Annotated in this window: 14 protein-coding genes and 1 tRNA gene; 10 read left to right on the top strand and 5 right to left on the bottom strand. The window is 73.1% G+C overall.

The window, feature by feature from the left end; all coding sequences use genetic code 11:
* Positions 1-66: 66 nt before the first annotated feature.
* Positions 67-154 (bottom strand) — tRNA-Leu (locus AB0G32_RS22320).
* Between the two features lie 268 nt (positions 155-422).
* Here AB0G32_RS22320 and AB0G32_RS22325 point away from each other — a divergent pair.
* The 3 genes from AB0G32_RS22325 (at position 423) to AB0G32_RS22335 (ending at position 3,089) form a co-directional block, all read left to right on the top strand.
* Complete coding sequence (locus tag AB0G32_RS22325) at positions 423-1,748, top strand: M20/M25/M40 family metallo-hydrolase (protein WP_361165832.1); 1,326 nt, start codon at positions 423-425, stop codon at positions 1,746-1,748.
* A 128-nt stretch (positions 1,749-1,876) separates the two neighbouring features.
* Positions 1,877-2,110 (top strand): chaplin ChpH, encoded by a 234-nt coding sequence (gene chpH / locus AB0G32_RS22330; RefSeq protein WP_361165835.1) that lies wholly within the window; start codon positions 1,877-1,879, stop codon positions 2,108-2,110.
* Positions 2,111-2,237: 127 nt separating this feature from the next.
* Positions 2,238-3,089, top strand: a complete 852-nt coding sequence (locus tag AB0G32_RS22335; RefSeq protein WP_361165838.1) for a chaplin family protein — start codon at positions 2,238-2,240, stop codon at positions 3,087-3,089.
* A gap of 82 nt (positions 3,090-3,171) precedes the next feature.
* On the opposite strand, the gene AB0G32_RS22340 is transcribed toward AB0G32_RS22335, so the two are convergent.
* Positions 3,172-3,360, bottom strand: coding sequence for a DUF5703 family protein (locus tag AB0G32_RS22340; protein ID WP_030244084.1), 189 nt, complete (start codon positions 3,358-3,360; stop codon positions 3,172-3,174).
* A 47-nt stretch (positions 3,361-3,407) separates the two neighbouring features.
* Between AB0G32_RS22340 and AB0G32_RS22345 the strand changes: the two genes are divergently transcribed.
* Positions 3,408-4,142, top strand: coding sequence for a hypothetical protein (locus tag AB0G32_RS22345; protein WP_361165841.1), 735 nt, complete (start codon positions 3,408-3,410; stop codon positions 4,140-4,142).
* 130 nt (positions 4,143-4,272) lie between these two features.
* On the opposite strand, the gene AB0G32_RS22350 is transcribed toward AB0G32_RS22345, so the two are convergent.
* Positions 4,273-6,597, bottom strand: a complete 2,325-nt coding sequence (locus AB0G32_RS22350; protein ID WP_361165844.1) for a helix-hairpin-helix domain-containing protein — start codon at positions 6,595-6,597, stop codon at positions 4,273-4,275.
* Positions 6,594-7,580, bottom strand: coding sequence for an aldo/keto reductase (locus AB0G32_RS22355; RefSeq protein ID WP_361165847.1), 987 nt, complete (start codon positions 7,578-7,580; stop codon positions 6,594-6,596). Before AB0G32_RS22355 ends, AB0G32_RS22350 begins: the two co-directional genes overlap by 4 nt.
* 112 nt (positions 7,581-7,692) lie before the next feature.
* Between AB0G32_RS22355 and AB0G32_RS22360 the strand changes: the two genes are divergently transcribed.
* Positions 7,693-8,748, top strand: coding sequence for an LLM class F420-dependent oxidoreductase (locus AB0G32_RS22360; RefSeq protein ID WP_361165850.1), 1,056 nt, complete (start codon positions 7,693-7,695; stop codon positions 8,746-8,748).
* Positions 8,749-8,979: 231 nt separating this feature from the next.
* Positions 8,980-9,762, top strand: coding sequence for a ferritin-like domain-containing protein (locus AB0G32_RS22365; RefSeq protein WP_361165853.1), 783 nt, complete (start codon positions 8,980-8,982; stop codon positions 9,760-9,762).
* Between the two features lie 14 nt (positions 9,763-9,776).
* Here AB0G32_RS22365 and corA read toward each other — a convergent pair whose 3' ends face one another.
* Positions 9,777-10,772 carry a magnesium/cobalt transporter CorA gene (corA, locus tag AB0G32_RS22370; protein WP_361165856.1) on the bottom strand — a complete coding sequence of 332 codons (996 nt, stop codon included), beginning with the start codon at positions 10,770-10,772 and terminating at the stop codon, positions 9,777-9,779.
* 61 nt (positions 10,773-10,833) lie between these two features.
* On the opposite strand from corA, the gene AB0G32_RS22375 reads away from it, so the two are divergent.
* The 4 genes from AB0G32_RS22375 to mshC all read left to right on the top strand — a co-directional run bounded on the left by AB0G32_RS22375 (position 10,834) and on the right by mshC (position 14,309).
* Positions 10,834-11,520 carry a histidine phosphatase family protein gene (locus AB0G32_RS22375; protein ID WP_361165859.1) on the top strand — a complete coding sequence of 229 codons (687 nt, stop codon included), beginning with the start codon at positions 10,834-10,836 and terminating at the stop codon, positions 11,518-11,520.
* Positions 11,521-11,587: 67 nt separating this feature from the next.
* The gene (locus tag AB0G32_RS22380) at positions 11,588-12,178 is read left to right on the top strand and encodes a DUF3090 domain-containing protein (protein WP_361165862.1); all 591 of its coding nucleotides are present in this window, start codon (positions 11,588-11,590) and stop codon (positions 12,176-12,178) included.
* The gene (locus tag AB0G32_RS22385; protein WP_361165865.1) at positions 12,142-12,969 is read left to right on the top strand and encodes an SCO1664 family protein; all 828 of its coding nucleotides are present in this window, start codon (positions 12,142-12,144) and stop codon (positions 12,967-12,969) included. Before AB0G32_RS22380 ends, AB0G32_RS22385 begins: the two co-directional genes overlap by 37 nt.
* Before the next feature lie 110 nt (positions 12,970-13,079).
* A complete protein-coding gene (gene mshC, locus AB0G32_RS22390; protein WP_361165868.1) occupies positions 13,080-14,309 on the top strand; it encodes a cysteine--1-D-myo-inosityl 2-amino-2-deoxy-alpha-D-glucopyranoside ligase in 1,230 nt (409 codons plus the stop codon).
* Positions 14,310-14,554: the final 245 nt, after the last annotated feature.

Consider the following 14,554-nt stretch of genomic DNA (forward strand, 5'->3'; position numbering starts at 1 on the left):
GCCATTGTGCCGGGTCGTCCCCGGGCCGGGAAAAGCAGAAGACCCCTGGCGAGCAGGGGTCTCATCTGGTGTCCGAGGGGGGACTTGAACCCCCACGCCCGATAAAGGGCACTAGCACCTCAAGCTAGCGCGTCTGCCATTCCGCCACCCGGACAAGGTGTCTGCCGTGCGGGGCACTGCCCGCGGCGACGACGTAAACATTACCAGGCTTCCCGGGGTGCCCGATCACCCCGCCACCCGCCCCGCCGACCGCCCCGCCGACCGCCCCGCTCCCGCGTGAACGGCGTGTGACGGGCCGGGACCGGCCTTGGGTGTCACCCGCCGGGGGAGGAGTATGAGGGGGACCCACCAGCAGTGACATCAGCAGTGACATCAGTAGTGACGCCAGAAGTGACGCCAGAAGTGACAGCGGGAGGAAGCACGTGAGCGACTCGGGCACGGCCGGAAACGTGACCGGCGAGGACGAGGTCGTCGACCTCTGCCGCGACCTCATCCGGATCGACACCAGCAACTACGGCGACCACTCGGGGCCGGGTGAGCGCGCGGCGGCCGAATACGTCGCCGAGAAGCTCGCCGAGGTCGGACTCGAACCCCGGATCTTCGAGTCCCACCCGGGACGCGCCTCCACGGTGGCCCGGATCGAGGGCGCGGACCCGTCCCGGCCCGCGCTGCTCATCCACGGCCACACCGACGTCGTCCCGGCCAACGCCGACGACTGGACGCACGGCCCGTTCTCCGGAGAGATCGCCGACGGGTGCGTGTGGGGCCGCGGCGCCGTCGACATGAAGGACATGGACGCGATGACCCTCGCGGTCGTCCGCGACCGGCTGCGCGGCGGACGCAAGCCCCCGCGCGACATCGTGCTGGCCTTCCTCGCCGACGAGGAGGCGGGCGGCACCTACGGCGCCCGCTACCTGGTCGACCACCACCCGGACCTCTTCGAGGGCGTCACCGAGGCGATCAGCGAGGTCGGCGGCTTCTCCTTCACGGTCAGCGAGCAGCGCCGGCTCTACCTGGTCCAGACGGCCGAGAAGGGCATGCACTGGATGAAGCTGACGGTGGCCGGCACCGCCGGGCACGGTTCGATGATCCACCGGGACAACGCCATCACCGAACTGTCCGAGGCCGTCGCCCGCCTCGGCCGGCACCAGTTCCCGATCCGGGTCACCAAGACCACCCGGGCCTTCCTGGACGAACTCGGCGACGCGATGGGCATCGAACTCGACGCCGACGACATGGAGGGCACGCTCGCCAAGCTGGGCGGCATCGCCAAGCTCATCGGCGCCACCCTGCGCAACACCGCCAACCCCACCCAGCTGGGCGCCGGTTACAAGGTCAACGTCATCCCGGGCGAGGCCACCGCGCACGTCGACGGGCGGTTCCTGCCGGGGTACGAGGAGGAGTTCCTCGCCGACCTGGACCGCGTCCTCGGCCCGAAGGTGCGGCGCGAGGACGTCCACTCCGACAAGGCCGTCGAGACCACCTTCGACGGGGCGCTGGTCGCCGCGATGCAGTCCGCGCTGGTCGCGGAGGACCCGGCCGCCAAGGCCATCCCCTACATGCTCTCCGGCGGCACGGACGCCAAGTCCTTCGACGACCTCGGCATCCGGGGCTTCGGCTTCGCCCCGCTGAAGCTGCCGCCGGAGCTGGACTTCGCCGGGATGTTCCACGGCGTCGACGAGCGGGTGCCGGTGGACGGCCTGAAGTTCGGGGTGCGGGTGCTGGACCGTTTCATCGACGCCTCCTAATCGCTCGCTCATACGAAAGTCACCCTGGGAGAGTGAATGCGACCATAAGCTCGTAGCCTGATTACTCCCTCCTCGTTACTGGTCATGTGATCCGCATTTTGGATCGCGCTTGCCAACTAGGAGGAATAATGATCAAGAAGGTCGTCGCCGCCGCCGCTGCCACCGGTGGACTGGTTCTCGCGGGTGCGGGCCTGGCCGTCGCCGACTCCGGTGCCCAGGGTGCGGCCCTGCACTCCCCGGGTGTCCTTTCCGGCAACGTCGTCCAGGCGCCCATCCACATCCCCGCGAACGTCTGCGGCAACACGATCAACGTGATCGGTCTGCTGAACCCGGCCTTCGGCAACACCTGCATCAACAAGTGACGTTGTGCCTCGCCCCTTGAGGGCCTGAGCCCGTCGGCCCCGGAACGCACGCCGTGCGTTCCGGGGCCGACCGGCCTTATCGGAACGCGAAACGTCGGTACCAGGTCGAAGACAGGGAATTCAGTACATGCGACAGGTCACCCGCAAGGGCCTGATGACGGTGGCGGCGGCCACCGGCGTGATCGCCGCCGCGAGCGGCACCGCCCACGCGACGGGCTCCGGTGCCCAGGGCGGCGCCTCGGGCTCGCCCGGCGTACTCTCCGGCAACTCGGTGCAGGCGCCGGTGCACGCGCCGGTCAACATCTGCGGTAACACGGTCACCGTCATCGGCGGCCTCAACGCCTCGGTGGGCAACGCCTGCGCCAACGGAGGCTCCGGCAAGGACTCCGACGGACACGGCGGCGGGGGACACGGCGACGGGGGGCACAGCGGTGGGGGCCACGGCGGCGGACACGCCGGCGGTCACGCCACCGACTCGCCCGGCGTCGGCTCCGGCAACCACGTCCAGGCGCCGGTGCACGTGCCGGTGAACGTCTGCGGCAACACCGTGAGCGTCGTCGGCGTCGCCAACCCGGCCACCGGCAACGACTGCGGCCAGGAGGGCGGCGGCGGTCACCCCGGCAATCCGCCCGGCGGCGGTGAGGAGACGCCTCCGGAGGAGCCGGAGGAGCCCGGCAGCCCCGAGGAGCCCGGTGAGCCGGGTGAACCCGGACACCCGGGCGAGCCCGAGGAGCCGGGCAACCCCGGTGAACCCGGTAATCCCGACGAGCCCGGTGAGCCCGGCACCCCCGAGGAGCCGAGCACCCCGCCGAGCGAGGCCGGCCCGACACCGGACGGTCCGTCCGTCTCCCAGCCCGCCCCCGAGGCGCAGCTCGCGGAGACCGGCAGCGACCTGCCGCTGGGCCTCGCCCTGCCGATGGGCGCGGGCGTACTGCTCACCGGCGCGACGCTCTACCGCAGGGCGCGCGCCTCGATGTGACACACCTCACGGCGAAGACGGAGCGGGCCCCGCTGCACCGGCGGGGCCCGCTCCGTCTTCACCGCCACCGGTCCGCCGCGTCTCACCAGGTGGCGCGCACCTGTCGGATGATCCGACGGCGCAGCCGCACCCTGCGGCTGCCGTCGCGCAGCAGGCTCAGGCGGTACAACTCCCAGTGTCCGTACTCGGCATGGTCGGTCAGCAGACGCGCCGTCTCCTTGCGGGAGACCCCGCGCGGCACGTACACGTCGACAAATTCGTATTCCGGCATCGCATCTATTGTGCGGGCTGGGGCTCGGTACGGATAGCGTCTGCCGTATGTCTGATGCTGTGCAGCCCACCGCTGCCGAGGTACGCGCCGCCGCCGAGGCGGTCAAGACCGCGCTCGACCGTCACCTGGCCGCGGTCGAACGACGTTCGGGAGACGACGACCCGGCCGTCTACGAGGCGTTCAACGAGGTGGCAGCGGCCGCCGAGGCGTACGACGAGCTGCTCTACGACCGTTACGACGAGGTCACTCCCTTCGAGATCCCCGCGGCGGAGGACGCGTTGCCGCCGTACACGGGTCCCGAGGAACCGAACGCGGTGAGTGTGCTGATCCGCCGGGACTACGCCGTGGTGGAGCCGCAGCGGCTGCTGGCGCAGGCCCGCCGGGTCGAGGACGCGGACGACGAACGCGCCGCCGGCACGGGCGCCGCCGGCACGATGCACGGGGCGCTGGGGCTGCTCTTCGGCGAGTTCGAACCGGACGAGGTCGCCTCCCGGCACAAGGAGTTCGGCCTGGAGGAGGGCGACTCCACGCTGTGGGTCACGGCGGCGGACGAACCGGCCGAGGCCGGCGAATGGCTGGAGGCCCCGTTCGAGCACGTCGACGCGCAGCGGGTGGTGTGCCGCTTCGACGTCAGCTCGGTCTTCGACGACGAGGCGGACGACGACCTCGACCCGGAGGAACTGGACGACGAGGACGACGACGGCGACGGCGACGAGGACGGTGACGGGGCCGAGGAACTCGACGAGGACGAGGATCTGGAGCCGCTGAACACGGATCGCTGAGCACGGATCGCTGAGCACGGATCGCTGAACGGATCGCTGAGCGAGCCGTACCTCGTATCGCCAGTACGTGCGGCGGTGGTGCCGGGAGTCGCCTCCCGGGGCCACCGCCGTCCGCGTTCCCGCTCGGCGGTCAGTCCGCCGCCGGCTCCCGCGGCGCGAGCAGCACCGGCAGCCGGGTGGTCCGGGGCCTGGCCGGCGCCTCGGCCACGGCCCGGGGGAGTGCCTCGTCCACGCCGTGCACGACGGACAGGTGCCGGGCGGCCCGGCCGAACGCCGTGTACACCCAGGGCCGGCTGAGCGCCTGCGCCGCGTCACCGGGCAGCACCACGACCACCGCGGGCCACCTGCCGCCCGCCGCCTGGTGCGCGGTCAGCGCCCACCCGTGCCGCACCCGGCTCTCCACCTGCTCCCTCGGTACCACCACGGTCCGGCCCGCGCAGGACAGGCGCAGTCCCTCGGCGTCGGCGTCCACCACTCGGCCCGGCAGCGTCCGGCCGGGCACCGGCGTGTAGGCGACCCGGTCGCCCGGGTCGAAGCCGCCGAAGCGGCCCGGTCCCGGGTTGAGCCGCTCCTTCAGCGCCGCGTTGAGCGCACGGGCGCCGGCCGAGCCGCCGTGCCCCGGCGTGATCACCTGGGTCTCCTCGGTGGGTACGCCGATCGCCCGCGGCACCGAGTCCGACACCAGCTGCACGGTGCGGTGCACGGCCTCGCCCGCGTCCCGCACCGGCACGATCACGACCTCCTTGCCGGGCGCCTGGACCTGTTGCAGTTCGCCGATGCCGATGGCGGAGACCAGCTCGCCCAGCGGGCCGGGGTCGGGCCGCCGGGAGGCGATCTGCGGGCAGCTCCGGGCCGCCAGCAGGTCCGCGAAAACCCGCCCCGGGCCCACCGACCACAGCACCGCCGGGTCGCCGGCCAGCACCAGCCGCGCCCCGTCCGGCAGCGACTCGGTCAGCAGGGCGGCCACCTCCACGTCCAGCAGCGGCGCGTCGAACACCACCAGCAGGTCGAGGCCGAGGGCGCCCTCCCCGTCCCAGCCGGGGCCCTCGGACCCGGCCAGCAGACCGGCGACGGTGGCGACCGGCGGAGGCGCGTCCGCGACGGAGGCGTCCGCGGTGTCCGCGGCGGAGGTGTCCGCGGCGGCCCCGTCTGCGAGCAGGGCGACGAAACGGTCGCGGCCGGCCGGGCTGGGCGTGGCCGCCCAGGCGCGCAGGCCGAGTCCGCCCGCGGCGCGCAGCAGGGCCGCCGGTTCGGCCAGCGCTGCCTCGCCGCCGGTGTGCAGGACCAGACCGTGGCCGGCGACGGCGCGGATCAGGTCGGCGGCGGCCCCCGGCGCCGCGGCGGCGGCCCGCTCCCAGCCCTCCGGGTCCGCGCTCTGCTCCGGGACCGAGCCGGCCAGCCGGGCCAGGCCGTCGGCCAGACTCTCCTCGGCCATCGCGTACCGCTCCAGCCCGATCAGCACCCGGACCGGACGCTCCGCCTCCGCTTCGCCCTCGTCGCCCTCCGTTCGCCGGGGGGCCGGGGGACCGGTCTCCTCCAGGGCGTCCTGGAAGGCCAGCGCCTCGCCCTCGGCCAGCGCGCTCTGTACGGCGGCGTCCGGGTCCGGCACGCCCCGCTGGGCCAGCGTCGCGGTGAGCCTCGGCAACTCCAGGGCGGTGTGCCCGGCGAGCGCCGCCTGCTCCAGCAGCCAGCGGGTGACCGCGCGTCCGCGCCGCTCGTCCTCCGGGTGGCAGTCGGCCCCGAGCAGCGCCCGCGCGAAGCCGTCGGCCTGTTCCGGCCGTACCCCGGCGACCCGCAGCAACTGCCAGGGGTCCGCGCGCAGGGTTTCGTCCGCGCCCTCGCCGAGGGCCGCGGCGGCCGACGGGGCGAGCGTCTCGGGGGCGCCCCCCTGAGCCAGTACCCGCCGTACCGCCTGGACGGTCTCCGGCGCGGGCGCCGGGGCCGCGCCGGGCGCCTGGTCGGGTACCGGCCGGGGCCGGCGCACCGGCTCGGCCGCAGGGGAGGGGCGGCGGGGGGCGGGCGCCGGCTCGGCGAACACCGTCGCCGCCGGTTTCGCGCCGCTCTCCACGGCCCGGACGGCGGCGAGCAGTTCGGCCGCCGTGCCGCTGAGCTTGGTCCCGGCGGCCACCGGCTCCTTGCGCTCCGCCTTGCGCCGCTCGATCCGCTCCCGCTCGATCCGCTGCGCGGCCAGCTCGGCCTCGGCCTCGGACAACTTCTTGGCCTCGGCGTCGGCATCAGTGCCCTGCACGTCGGCGCCCTGCACGTCGCCGCCCGCGACGTCAGCCTCCTGGGCGCCGGCGGGTGTCCCGTCCGAGCCGTCCCCGTCCGAGCCGTCCCCGCCCGAACCACCCCCCGTCGCGCCGTCCTCCGCCACATCACCCGGCGTCCTCGGTCCGGCGTCCACGGTGTCCCCGGTGTCCCCGGTGTTCTCGGCCGGCTCGGGCTCCGTGCTCACAGCGTGCTCCAGTCGTGATCGGGATAGCGGTGCACAGGCTCCGACACGTCGTCGAGCGCCCGGCAGATCTCGTCAGGAAGACTAAGCGCCTCCACTGACAACGCCGCCGTGAGCTGCCGCGCGTTGCGCGCGCCCACGATCGGCGCGGCCACCCCGGGCCGGTCCCGCACCCAGGCCAGCGCCACCTGGAGCGGCGTCACCGCGAGCCCGTCGGCCGCCGTGCTCACCGCGTCCACGATGCGTCCGGCGGCGTCGTCGAGGTAGGGCGCGACGAACGGCCCCATGTGCTCCGACGCCCCGCGCGAGTCGCCCGGGGTCGTCCCACCGCGGTACTTGCCGGTGAGCACCCCGCGTCCGAGCGGCGAGGACGGCAGCAGCCCGACCCCCAGGTCGAGGGCGGCCGGCAGCACCTCCCGCTCGATGCCGCGCTGCACCAGCGAGTACTCCAACTGGGTACTCGCCAGCCGGTTGCGCACTCCCGGCGCCGCCAGCTGCCAGGTGGCCGCCTTGGCCAGTTGCCACCCGCAGAAGTTCGACACCCCGGCGTACCGGGCCCGTCCGCTGCTCACCGCCAGGTCGAGGGCGTGCAGCGTCTCCTCCAGCGGGGTGTACGGGTCGTAGGCGTGCACGTGCCACACGTCCACGTACTCGGTGCCGAGCCGGGACAGGGAGGCGTCCAGCGCGGCGAGCAGATGCCCGCGCGAGCCGTCGGAACGGCGGTCGGGATCGGGCACGCTGCCCGCCTTGGTGGAGATCACCAGGTCCCGGCGCGGCACCAGGCCCTCCATCAGCCGGCCCAGCAGGTATTCGGCCTCGCCGTCCCCGTAGACATCGGCCGTGTCGACCAGCGTGCCGCCCGCTGCCCAGAACGTCTTCAGGCACTCCGCCGCGTCGTGCTCGTCCGTGTCCCGGCCCCAGGTCAGGGTGCCCAGACCGATACGGGACACGCGCAGGCCGGTGCGGCCGAGATGCCTCTGCTCCATGAACGCCGAGATTACTGGCCACGGCTTCGCCTGTGGGGGCCTGTGGACAACCGGATTCGCCAGCTAAGGTCGGTGCACCAGGGACGTTACTGATCGGTAAGGGGAATCGGCCATGCAGCTCGGGATCAACCTCGGTTACTGGGGCGCCGGAATGGACGGCGACAATCTGGCCGTCGCGCAGGAGGCCGACCGGCTCGGCTACGCCGTCTGCTGGGCCGCCGAGGCCTACGGCTCCGACGCCGCCACGGTGCTCACCTGGGTCGCCGCGCAGACCGAGCGGATCGACGTCGGCTCGGCCATCTTCCAGATCCCGGCCCGCCAGCCGGCCATGACCGCGATGACCGCCGCCACCCTGGACTCGCTCTCCGGCGGCCGGTTCCGCCTGGGCCTCGGCGTCTCCGGCCCGCAGGTCTCCGAGGGCTGGTACGGCGTGAAGTTCGACAAGCCGCTGGCCCGCACCCGCGAGTACGTGGAGATCGTCCGCAAGGCCATGTCCCGGGAGCGGCTGACGCACGACGGCGCGCACTGGACGCTGCCGCTGCCCGGCGGCCCCGGCAAGCCCATCAAGCTCACCGTCCACCCGCAGCGCGAGCACATCCCGCTGTACATCGCCGCGATCGGCCCGAAGAACCTGGAGCAGACCGGTGAGATCGCCGACGGCGCCCTGCTGATCTTCCCGTCCGCCGAGCACCTGGAGGAGACGGCGATCCGGCATCTGCGCGCCGGACGCGAGAAGGCGGGCCGGACCCTCGACGGCTTCGACGTCTGCCCGACCGTCCCGCTCGCCGTCGGCGACGACAAGGACGTCGCCGCGCTCGCCGACACCTTCCGTCCGTACACCGCGCTGTACGTCGGCGGCATGGGCAGCCGCAAGCAGAACTTCTACAACCAGCTCGCCGGCCGCATGGGGTACGAGAAGCAGGCCGCCGAGATCCAGGACAAGTACCTGGCCGGCGACAAGCAGGCCGCCGCGGCCGCCGTACCGCACGACCTGATCGACCAGACCACCCTGCTGGGCTCCGTCGACCGGATCGCCGACCGGATGCGGGCCTACGCGGCGGCCGGCGTCACCACCCTGACCCTCGCCCCCGCGGGCTTCACCCTGGAGGAGCGGCTCGCCTCCCTGCGGGCCGGCACGGCGGCACTCGAACGCGCCGGACTGGCCTAGCCGGCGCGGAGAGGTCTCACGGCCGTGGTGGGGGCTCGGGGGTCTTCCCCGCCACGGCCGTCACGGGGAACAACGCCCGCACGCGCGCGTGGTTACGCCCACTCATGTGCCCGCCTGTCCGCCGTTCGGCGGAGTTGTCCGACACACCTGTTGCCGCACCTTGGGTCCCGCACTTGACTCGTTCTCCGCGCACCCTTGCGGAACGTTGCAGAGGCGGAGAGGTGACCGGTGATGCTGTCGGCCAAGAGTCTGTTCCAGGAGATCCTCGACCACGACGAGTCGTTCCGGCTGTTCTGCTCCATCGCGGCCAGCGGTGAGTCGCAGGGCGGCTGGGAGAACGCGCGGATCGCCGCGCTGGTACCGGAGAGCCAACGCGCCCTCGCCCCCAAGATCACCCGGCACGGCGCGGACGAGGACAAGCACGGCCGCATCTTCAACGCGCTGCTGAAGAAACGCGGCCTGGAACCCGTGCCGGTCCCCCCGGAGACCGACTACACGGCGCTCCTGGAGCAGCACGGCATCGGTCTCGCCCACGAGAAGCTCAAGGCCGACCAGCCGCTCACCGTGGACGACATCATCACGTACCTGGCGCACAGCAGGGTCACCGAGCAGCGGGCGGCCGACCAGATGGTCATGCTCCGCAAGTACTTCGCCGGCCACCCGGACGTGGGCAACGCGGTCCGGATGATCTCGGACGACGAGGACAACCACCTCGCCTACTCGCACGAGGAACTGCTCCGCTTCGCCGCCGCCGGACACGGCCGGCTCATCCAGCGCGCCCTGCGCGAGTGCGCGCTCGCCGAGATCGGCGTCTACCGGGACGTCAGCCTCGCGGTGATGGCGCACATGGGCCGCATCCTCGGCTGGCCGCGCGCCAAGTCGGCGGCGCTCGCCACGGGCATCCGCGCGATGTACGCCTACGAACGGCTCGGCGGCTGGCGCCGCATGGTGACCCTGCGGATGCCCGACCGCCGCGACGCCCTCGGCGGCCCGGCGACCCCCGCGCCCGCCTGACCGCGGCAGGACCGCTAGAGCCAGCCCCGGTGCTTGAACGTCCGGTACAGCAGCACCTCCAGGGCGGCCATGAGCGCGATCACCGCCGGATACGCCCACACCCAGCGCAGCTCGGGCATGTGCTCGAAGTTCATGCCGTAGACCCCGGCGATCATGGTGGGGACCGCGGCCATCGCCGCCCACGCGGAGATCTTCCGCATGTCGTCGTTCTGCCGGACGCTCATCTGCGCCAGGTGCGCCGACAGGATGTCCGAGACCAGGCGGTCCAGGCCGTCCACCGACTCGTTCACCCGCAGGATGTGGTCCTGCACGTCCCGGAAGAACGGCCGCGCCTGGTCGTTGACGAACGGCACCGGCGCGCCGAAGGAGCCGGTGCCCGCCAGCCGGGTCAGCGGCAGCGCCAGCGGGCCGGTCGCCCGGCGGAACTCCAGGACCTGCCGCTTGAAGGTGTAGATCCGCGACGCCGTGTTCCGCGAGCCGCCGCTGTCCGGCGAGAACACCTCCGCCTCCAGCTCCTCCAGGTCGGTCTGGAGTTCGGTGGCCACCTCCAGGTAGTGGTCGACGGCGGCGTCGGCGATCGCGTACAGCACCGAGGTCGGGCCCTTGTTGAGCAGCGCGGGTTCGTGCTCCAGCCGCTGCCGGACCGCCTTCAGCGCGGCGCCCTCGCCGTGCCGGACCACCACCACGAAGGCGTCGCCGAGGAAGATCATGACCTCGCCGGAGGAGACGGTGTCGCCCTCCGGCTCGTAGACCACCGGTTTGACCACCACGAAGAGCGAGTCGTCGTACACCTCCAGCTTGGGCCGCTGGTGCGCCTTCAGGGCGTCCTCCACGGCCAGCGGGTGCAGCCCGAACTCCCGGGTGACGTGCTCGAACTCCTCCTCCGTCGGCTCGTGCAGCCCGATCCACACGAAGCCGCCCGCGGACCGCGCCTGGTCCAGCGCGTCGGAGAAGTCCGCCGGGCCCTCGGTGCGGTGCCCGTCCCGGTAGATGGCACAGTCGACGATCACCGAACCCATTCTCCCCTCGCCCGGACGTCGGTGCCCGGTGCAGTACGCCTACCCTTGGCGCATGCCCACGCTGATCCTGGTCAGGCACGGACGTTCCACCGCCAACACCGAGGGGCTGCTGGCCGGCTGGACGCCGGGCGTCGCCCTCGACGAACGCGGTGCCGCCCAGGCCGCCGCCCTGCCCGCGCGGCTCGCCGCGCTCCCCCTCGCCGAGGCCGTCACCAGCCCGCTGCAACGCTGCCAGGAGACCATCCGGCCGCTGCTGGCCGCCCGGCCCGAGCTGCGCGTGCACACCGACGAGCGGATCGGCGAGTGCCACTACGGCGACTGGTCCGGCCGCAAGCTCGCCGAGCTGAACGACGAGCCGCTGATGGAGGTCGTGCAGGCGCACCCGTCCGCGGCGGCCTTCCCCGGCGGCGAGTCGATGCGCGCCATGCAGACCCGCGCGGCCGAGGCGGTCCGCGAGTGGAACGCGCGGGTGGAGCGCGACCACGGGCCGAACGCCGTCTATCTGATGTGCTCCCACGGCGACATCATCAAGTCGCTCGTCGCGGACGCCCTCGGCCTCCATCTGGACCTCTTCCAGCGCATCCACGTGGACCCGTGTTCCGTCACGGCGATCCGCTACACCCGGCTGCGGCCCTTCCTGGTGAGGCTCGGCGACACCGGCGACCTCACCTCGCTGGCGCCCCCCGAGGCGCCGCCGGGCGGCGACGCGACGGTCGGGGGCGGCGCGGGCGCACCGTGATCGTCGGCCGCAGTAGGGTGAAGCGGTCCCAGCAGTAGCCACCCCCGAATTCCCATGGAGACAGGACGTGTCCCGTCAGGTGTTCCTCTACGACCAGCCGGACCGCTTCGTGGCCGGCACGGTCGGACTGCCCGGGCGCCGTACGTTCTTCCTCCAGGCCACCGCCGGCCCCCGGGTGACCAGCGTGGCCCTGGAGAAGACCCAGGTCGCCGCGCTCGCCGAACGCATGGACGAGCTGCTCGACGAGGTGGTCCGGCGCAGCGGCGGCATCGCCGCCGTCCCCGCGATGGCGCCCGCCGAGCCCGCCGACACCGCCCCGCTGGACGCCCCGGTGGAGGAGGAGTTCCGGGTCGGCACCATGGCGCTGGCCTGGGACGGCGACGACCAGTGCATGATCGTCGAGGCGCAGGCCCTGGTGGAGCTGGACGCGGAGTCGGAGGAGGACCTCGCCGAAGCCGAGGAAAGGCTTCTCCAGGACGAGGAGAACGGCCCCCCGATGCTGCGGGTCCGGCTCACCGGCGCGCAGGCCAGGGCCTTCGCCAAGCGCGCCCTCGACGTCGTCAACGCCGGGCGGCCGCCGTGCCCGCTGTGCAGCCTCCCGCTCGACCCGGAAGGACACGTATGTCCGCGCCAGAACGGATACCGCCGCGGAGCGTGACCACCGATCCGGTGGCCGTCGACCTGCTCACCCACGGCGAGCTGACCGTCCGCGGCCGTATTCGCGGCGCCTCCAACGCGGCGCTGTACTGCACGGTCACCCACGAGGGCCGCGAGGCCGCCTGCGTCTACAAGCCGGTGGCCGGTGAACAGCCGCTGTGGGACTTCCCCGACGGGACCCTCGCCCAGCGCGAGGTCGCCGCGTACCAGGTCTCCGAGGCGACCGGCTGGGGCCTGGTGCCGGTGACCGTGCTGCGCGACGGGCCGTACGGCGAGGGCATGGTCCAGCAGTGGATCGAGGCGGCCCCGGACACCGAACTGCTCGCCCTGGTGGACGCCGAGGAACCGGAGCCCGGCTGGAAGGCCATCGGCCTCGCCGAGGTCGGCGACGGGAAGACCGCCCTGCTGGTGCACGCCGACGACCCGCGGCTGCGGCGGCTGGCCGTCCTGGACGCGGTGATCAACAACGCCGACCGCAAGGGCGGCCACCTGCTGCCCGCCGGCGGCCGGCTCTACGGCATCGACCACGGCGTCACCTTCCACGCCGAGGACAAGCTGCGCACCCTGCTGTGGGGCTGGGCGGGGGAGCCGCTGACCGAGGAGGCCCGGGCGGTGCTCGGCGCCCTGCGGGAGGCGCTCAAGGACGGCGGGAGCCTGGCCACCCGGCTGGCCGAACTGATCACACCGGCCGAGACCGAGGCCGCGCGCGCCCGGGTCGACGCGCTGCTGACCGCCGGGACCCATCCCGAGCCGGGCGGCGAGTGGCCGGCCATTCCCTGGCCGCCGGTCTAGGGCCCCAGGCCCTGGCAGCACATCCGGCGGTGATCGGCAAGAACGCCTAACCGGTCATCCTGCCGCCGTCCGGTTCGTGTACGGAACATCCGTCCGGTTACGCTCGTGTCATGCATGCCTGGCCCGCTTCCGAGGTCCCCGCCCTGCCTGGTCAGGGCCGCGACCTGAGGATTCACGACACCGCGACCGGCGGTCCGGTCACCCTCGACCCCGGTCCCGTCGCCCGTATCTACGTCTGCGGCATCACGCCGTACGACGCCACCCACATGGGGCACGCGGCGACGTACAACGCGTTCGACCTCGTTCAGCGCGTGTGGCTGGACACCAAGCGGCAGGTTCACTACGTCCAGAACGTCACCGACGTCGACGACCCCCTCCTGGAGCGGGCCGTCCGGGACGGCGTCGACTGGACCGCCCTCGCCGAGCAGGAGACCGCCCTCTTCCGCGAGGACATGACGGCCCTGCGGATGCTCCCGCCGCGGCACTACATAGGCGCGGTGGAGGCCATACCGGGCATCGTCCCGCTGGTCGAGCGGCTCCGCGACGCGGGCGCCGCCTACGAACTCGAGGGGGACGTCTACTTCTCCGTCGAGTCCGACCCGCATTTCGGCCAGGTCTCCCACCTGGACGCCGAGGCGATGCGGCTGCTTTCCGCCGAACGCGGCGGCGACCCGGACCGGCCGGGCAAGAAGAACCCCCTCGACCCGATGCTGTGGATGGCGGCCCGCGACGGCGAGCCCAGCTGGGACGGCGGCTCGCTGGGCCGCGGCCGGCCCGGCTGGCACATCGAGTGCGTCGCCATCGCCCTGGACCACCTCGGCATGGGCTTCGACGTCCAGGGCGGCGGCTCCGACCTCGCCTTCCCGCACCACGAGATGGGCGCCTCGCACGCCCAGGTGCTCACCGGCGAGTTCCCGATGGCCAAGGCGTACGTGCACGCCGGCATGGTCGGCCTGGACGGCGAGAAGATGTCCAAGTCCAAGGGCAACCTGGTCTTCGTCTCCCAGCTGCGCCGCGACGGCGTCGACCCGGCCGCCATCCGGCTCACGCTGCTCGCCCACCACTACCGGTCCGACTGGGAGTGGACCGACCAGGTGCTGCGGGACGCCGAGGCCCGCCTGGAGCGCTGGCGGGCCGCCGTCTCCCGGCCCGACGGCCCGCCCGCCGAGCCGCTCGTCGAGGAGCTGCGCGAGGCTCTCGCCGGCGACCTGGACTCGCCGGCCGCGCTGGCCGCGGTGGACCGCTGGGCCGCGCGCCAGCAGGAGTCCGGCGGCACGGACACCGGCGCCCCCGGCGTCGTCTCCCGCGCGGTGGACGCGCTGCTGGGCGTCGCCCTGTAGCGCGCGAGCAGTGACCCGAGGGCTTCCGCGACCGACCCCTTGCGGAAGCCCTCGCTCATGTACTGGGCGGTGTTTCCCCGCCGCCGACCGGCCTGCGCGACGGCTGGCTCGCGCGGCGGCTGGTCCGTGTGGGGCTGGCTTGTGCGGTGGCTGGTCCGTGTGGGGCTGGCTTGTGCGGTGGCTGGTCCGTGTGGGGCTGGCTTGTGCGGTGGCTGGTCCGTGTGGGGCTGGCTTGTGCGGTGGCA

The sequence above is a fragment of the Streptomyces sp. NPDC023723 genome (assembly GCF_040639815.1).
In the GTDB taxonomy this organism is placed as follows: Bacteria; Actinomycetota; Actinomycetes; order Streptomycetales; family Streptomycetaceae; genus Streptomyces.

Excerpts from the sequence above, each read along its gene's own strand:
- AB0G32_RS22355 (WP_361165847.1), bottom strand. The coding sequence starts at position 7,580 with ATGGAGCAGAGGCATCTCGGCCGCACCGGCCTGCGCGTGTCCCGTATC.
- AB0G32_RS22375 (WP_361165859.1), top strand. The coding sequence starts at position 10,834 with ATGCCCACGCTGATCCTGGTCAGGCACGGACGTTCCACCGCCAACACC.
- AB0G32_RS22365 (WP_361165853.1), top strand. The coding sequence starts at position 8,980 with ATGCTGTCGGCCAAGAGTCTGTTCCAGGAGATCCTCGACCACGACGAG.
- AB0G32_RS22340 (WP_030244084.1), bottom strand. The coding sequence starts at position 3,360 with ATGCCGGAATACGAATTTGTCGACGTGTACGTGCCGCGCGGGGTCTCC.
- mshC (WP_361165868.1), top strand. The coding sequence starts at position 13,080 with ATGCATGCCTGGCCCGCTTCCGAGGTCCCCGCCCTGCCTGGTCAGGGC.
- AB0G32_RS22360 (WP_361165850.1), top strand. The coding sequence starts at position 7,693 with ATGCAGCTCGGGATCAACCTCGGTTACTGGGGCGCCGGAATGGACGGC.
- AB0G32_RS22335 (WP_361165838.1), top strand. The coding sequence starts at position 2,238 with ATGCGACAGGTCACCCGCAAGGGCCTGATGACGGTGGCGGCGGCCACC.
- AB0G32_RS22385 (WP_361165865.1), top strand. The coding sequence starts at position 12,142 with ATGTCCGCGCCAGAACGGATACCGCCGCGGAGCGTGACCACCGATCCG.
- chpH (WP_361165835.1), top strand. The coding sequence starts at position 1,877 with ATGATCAAGAAGGTCGTCGCCGCCGCCGCTGCCACCGGTGGACTGGTT.
- AB0G32_RS22345 (WP_361165841.1), top strand. The coding sequence starts at position 3,408 with ATGTCTGATGCTGTGCAGCCCACCGCTGCCGAGGTACGCGCCGCCGCC.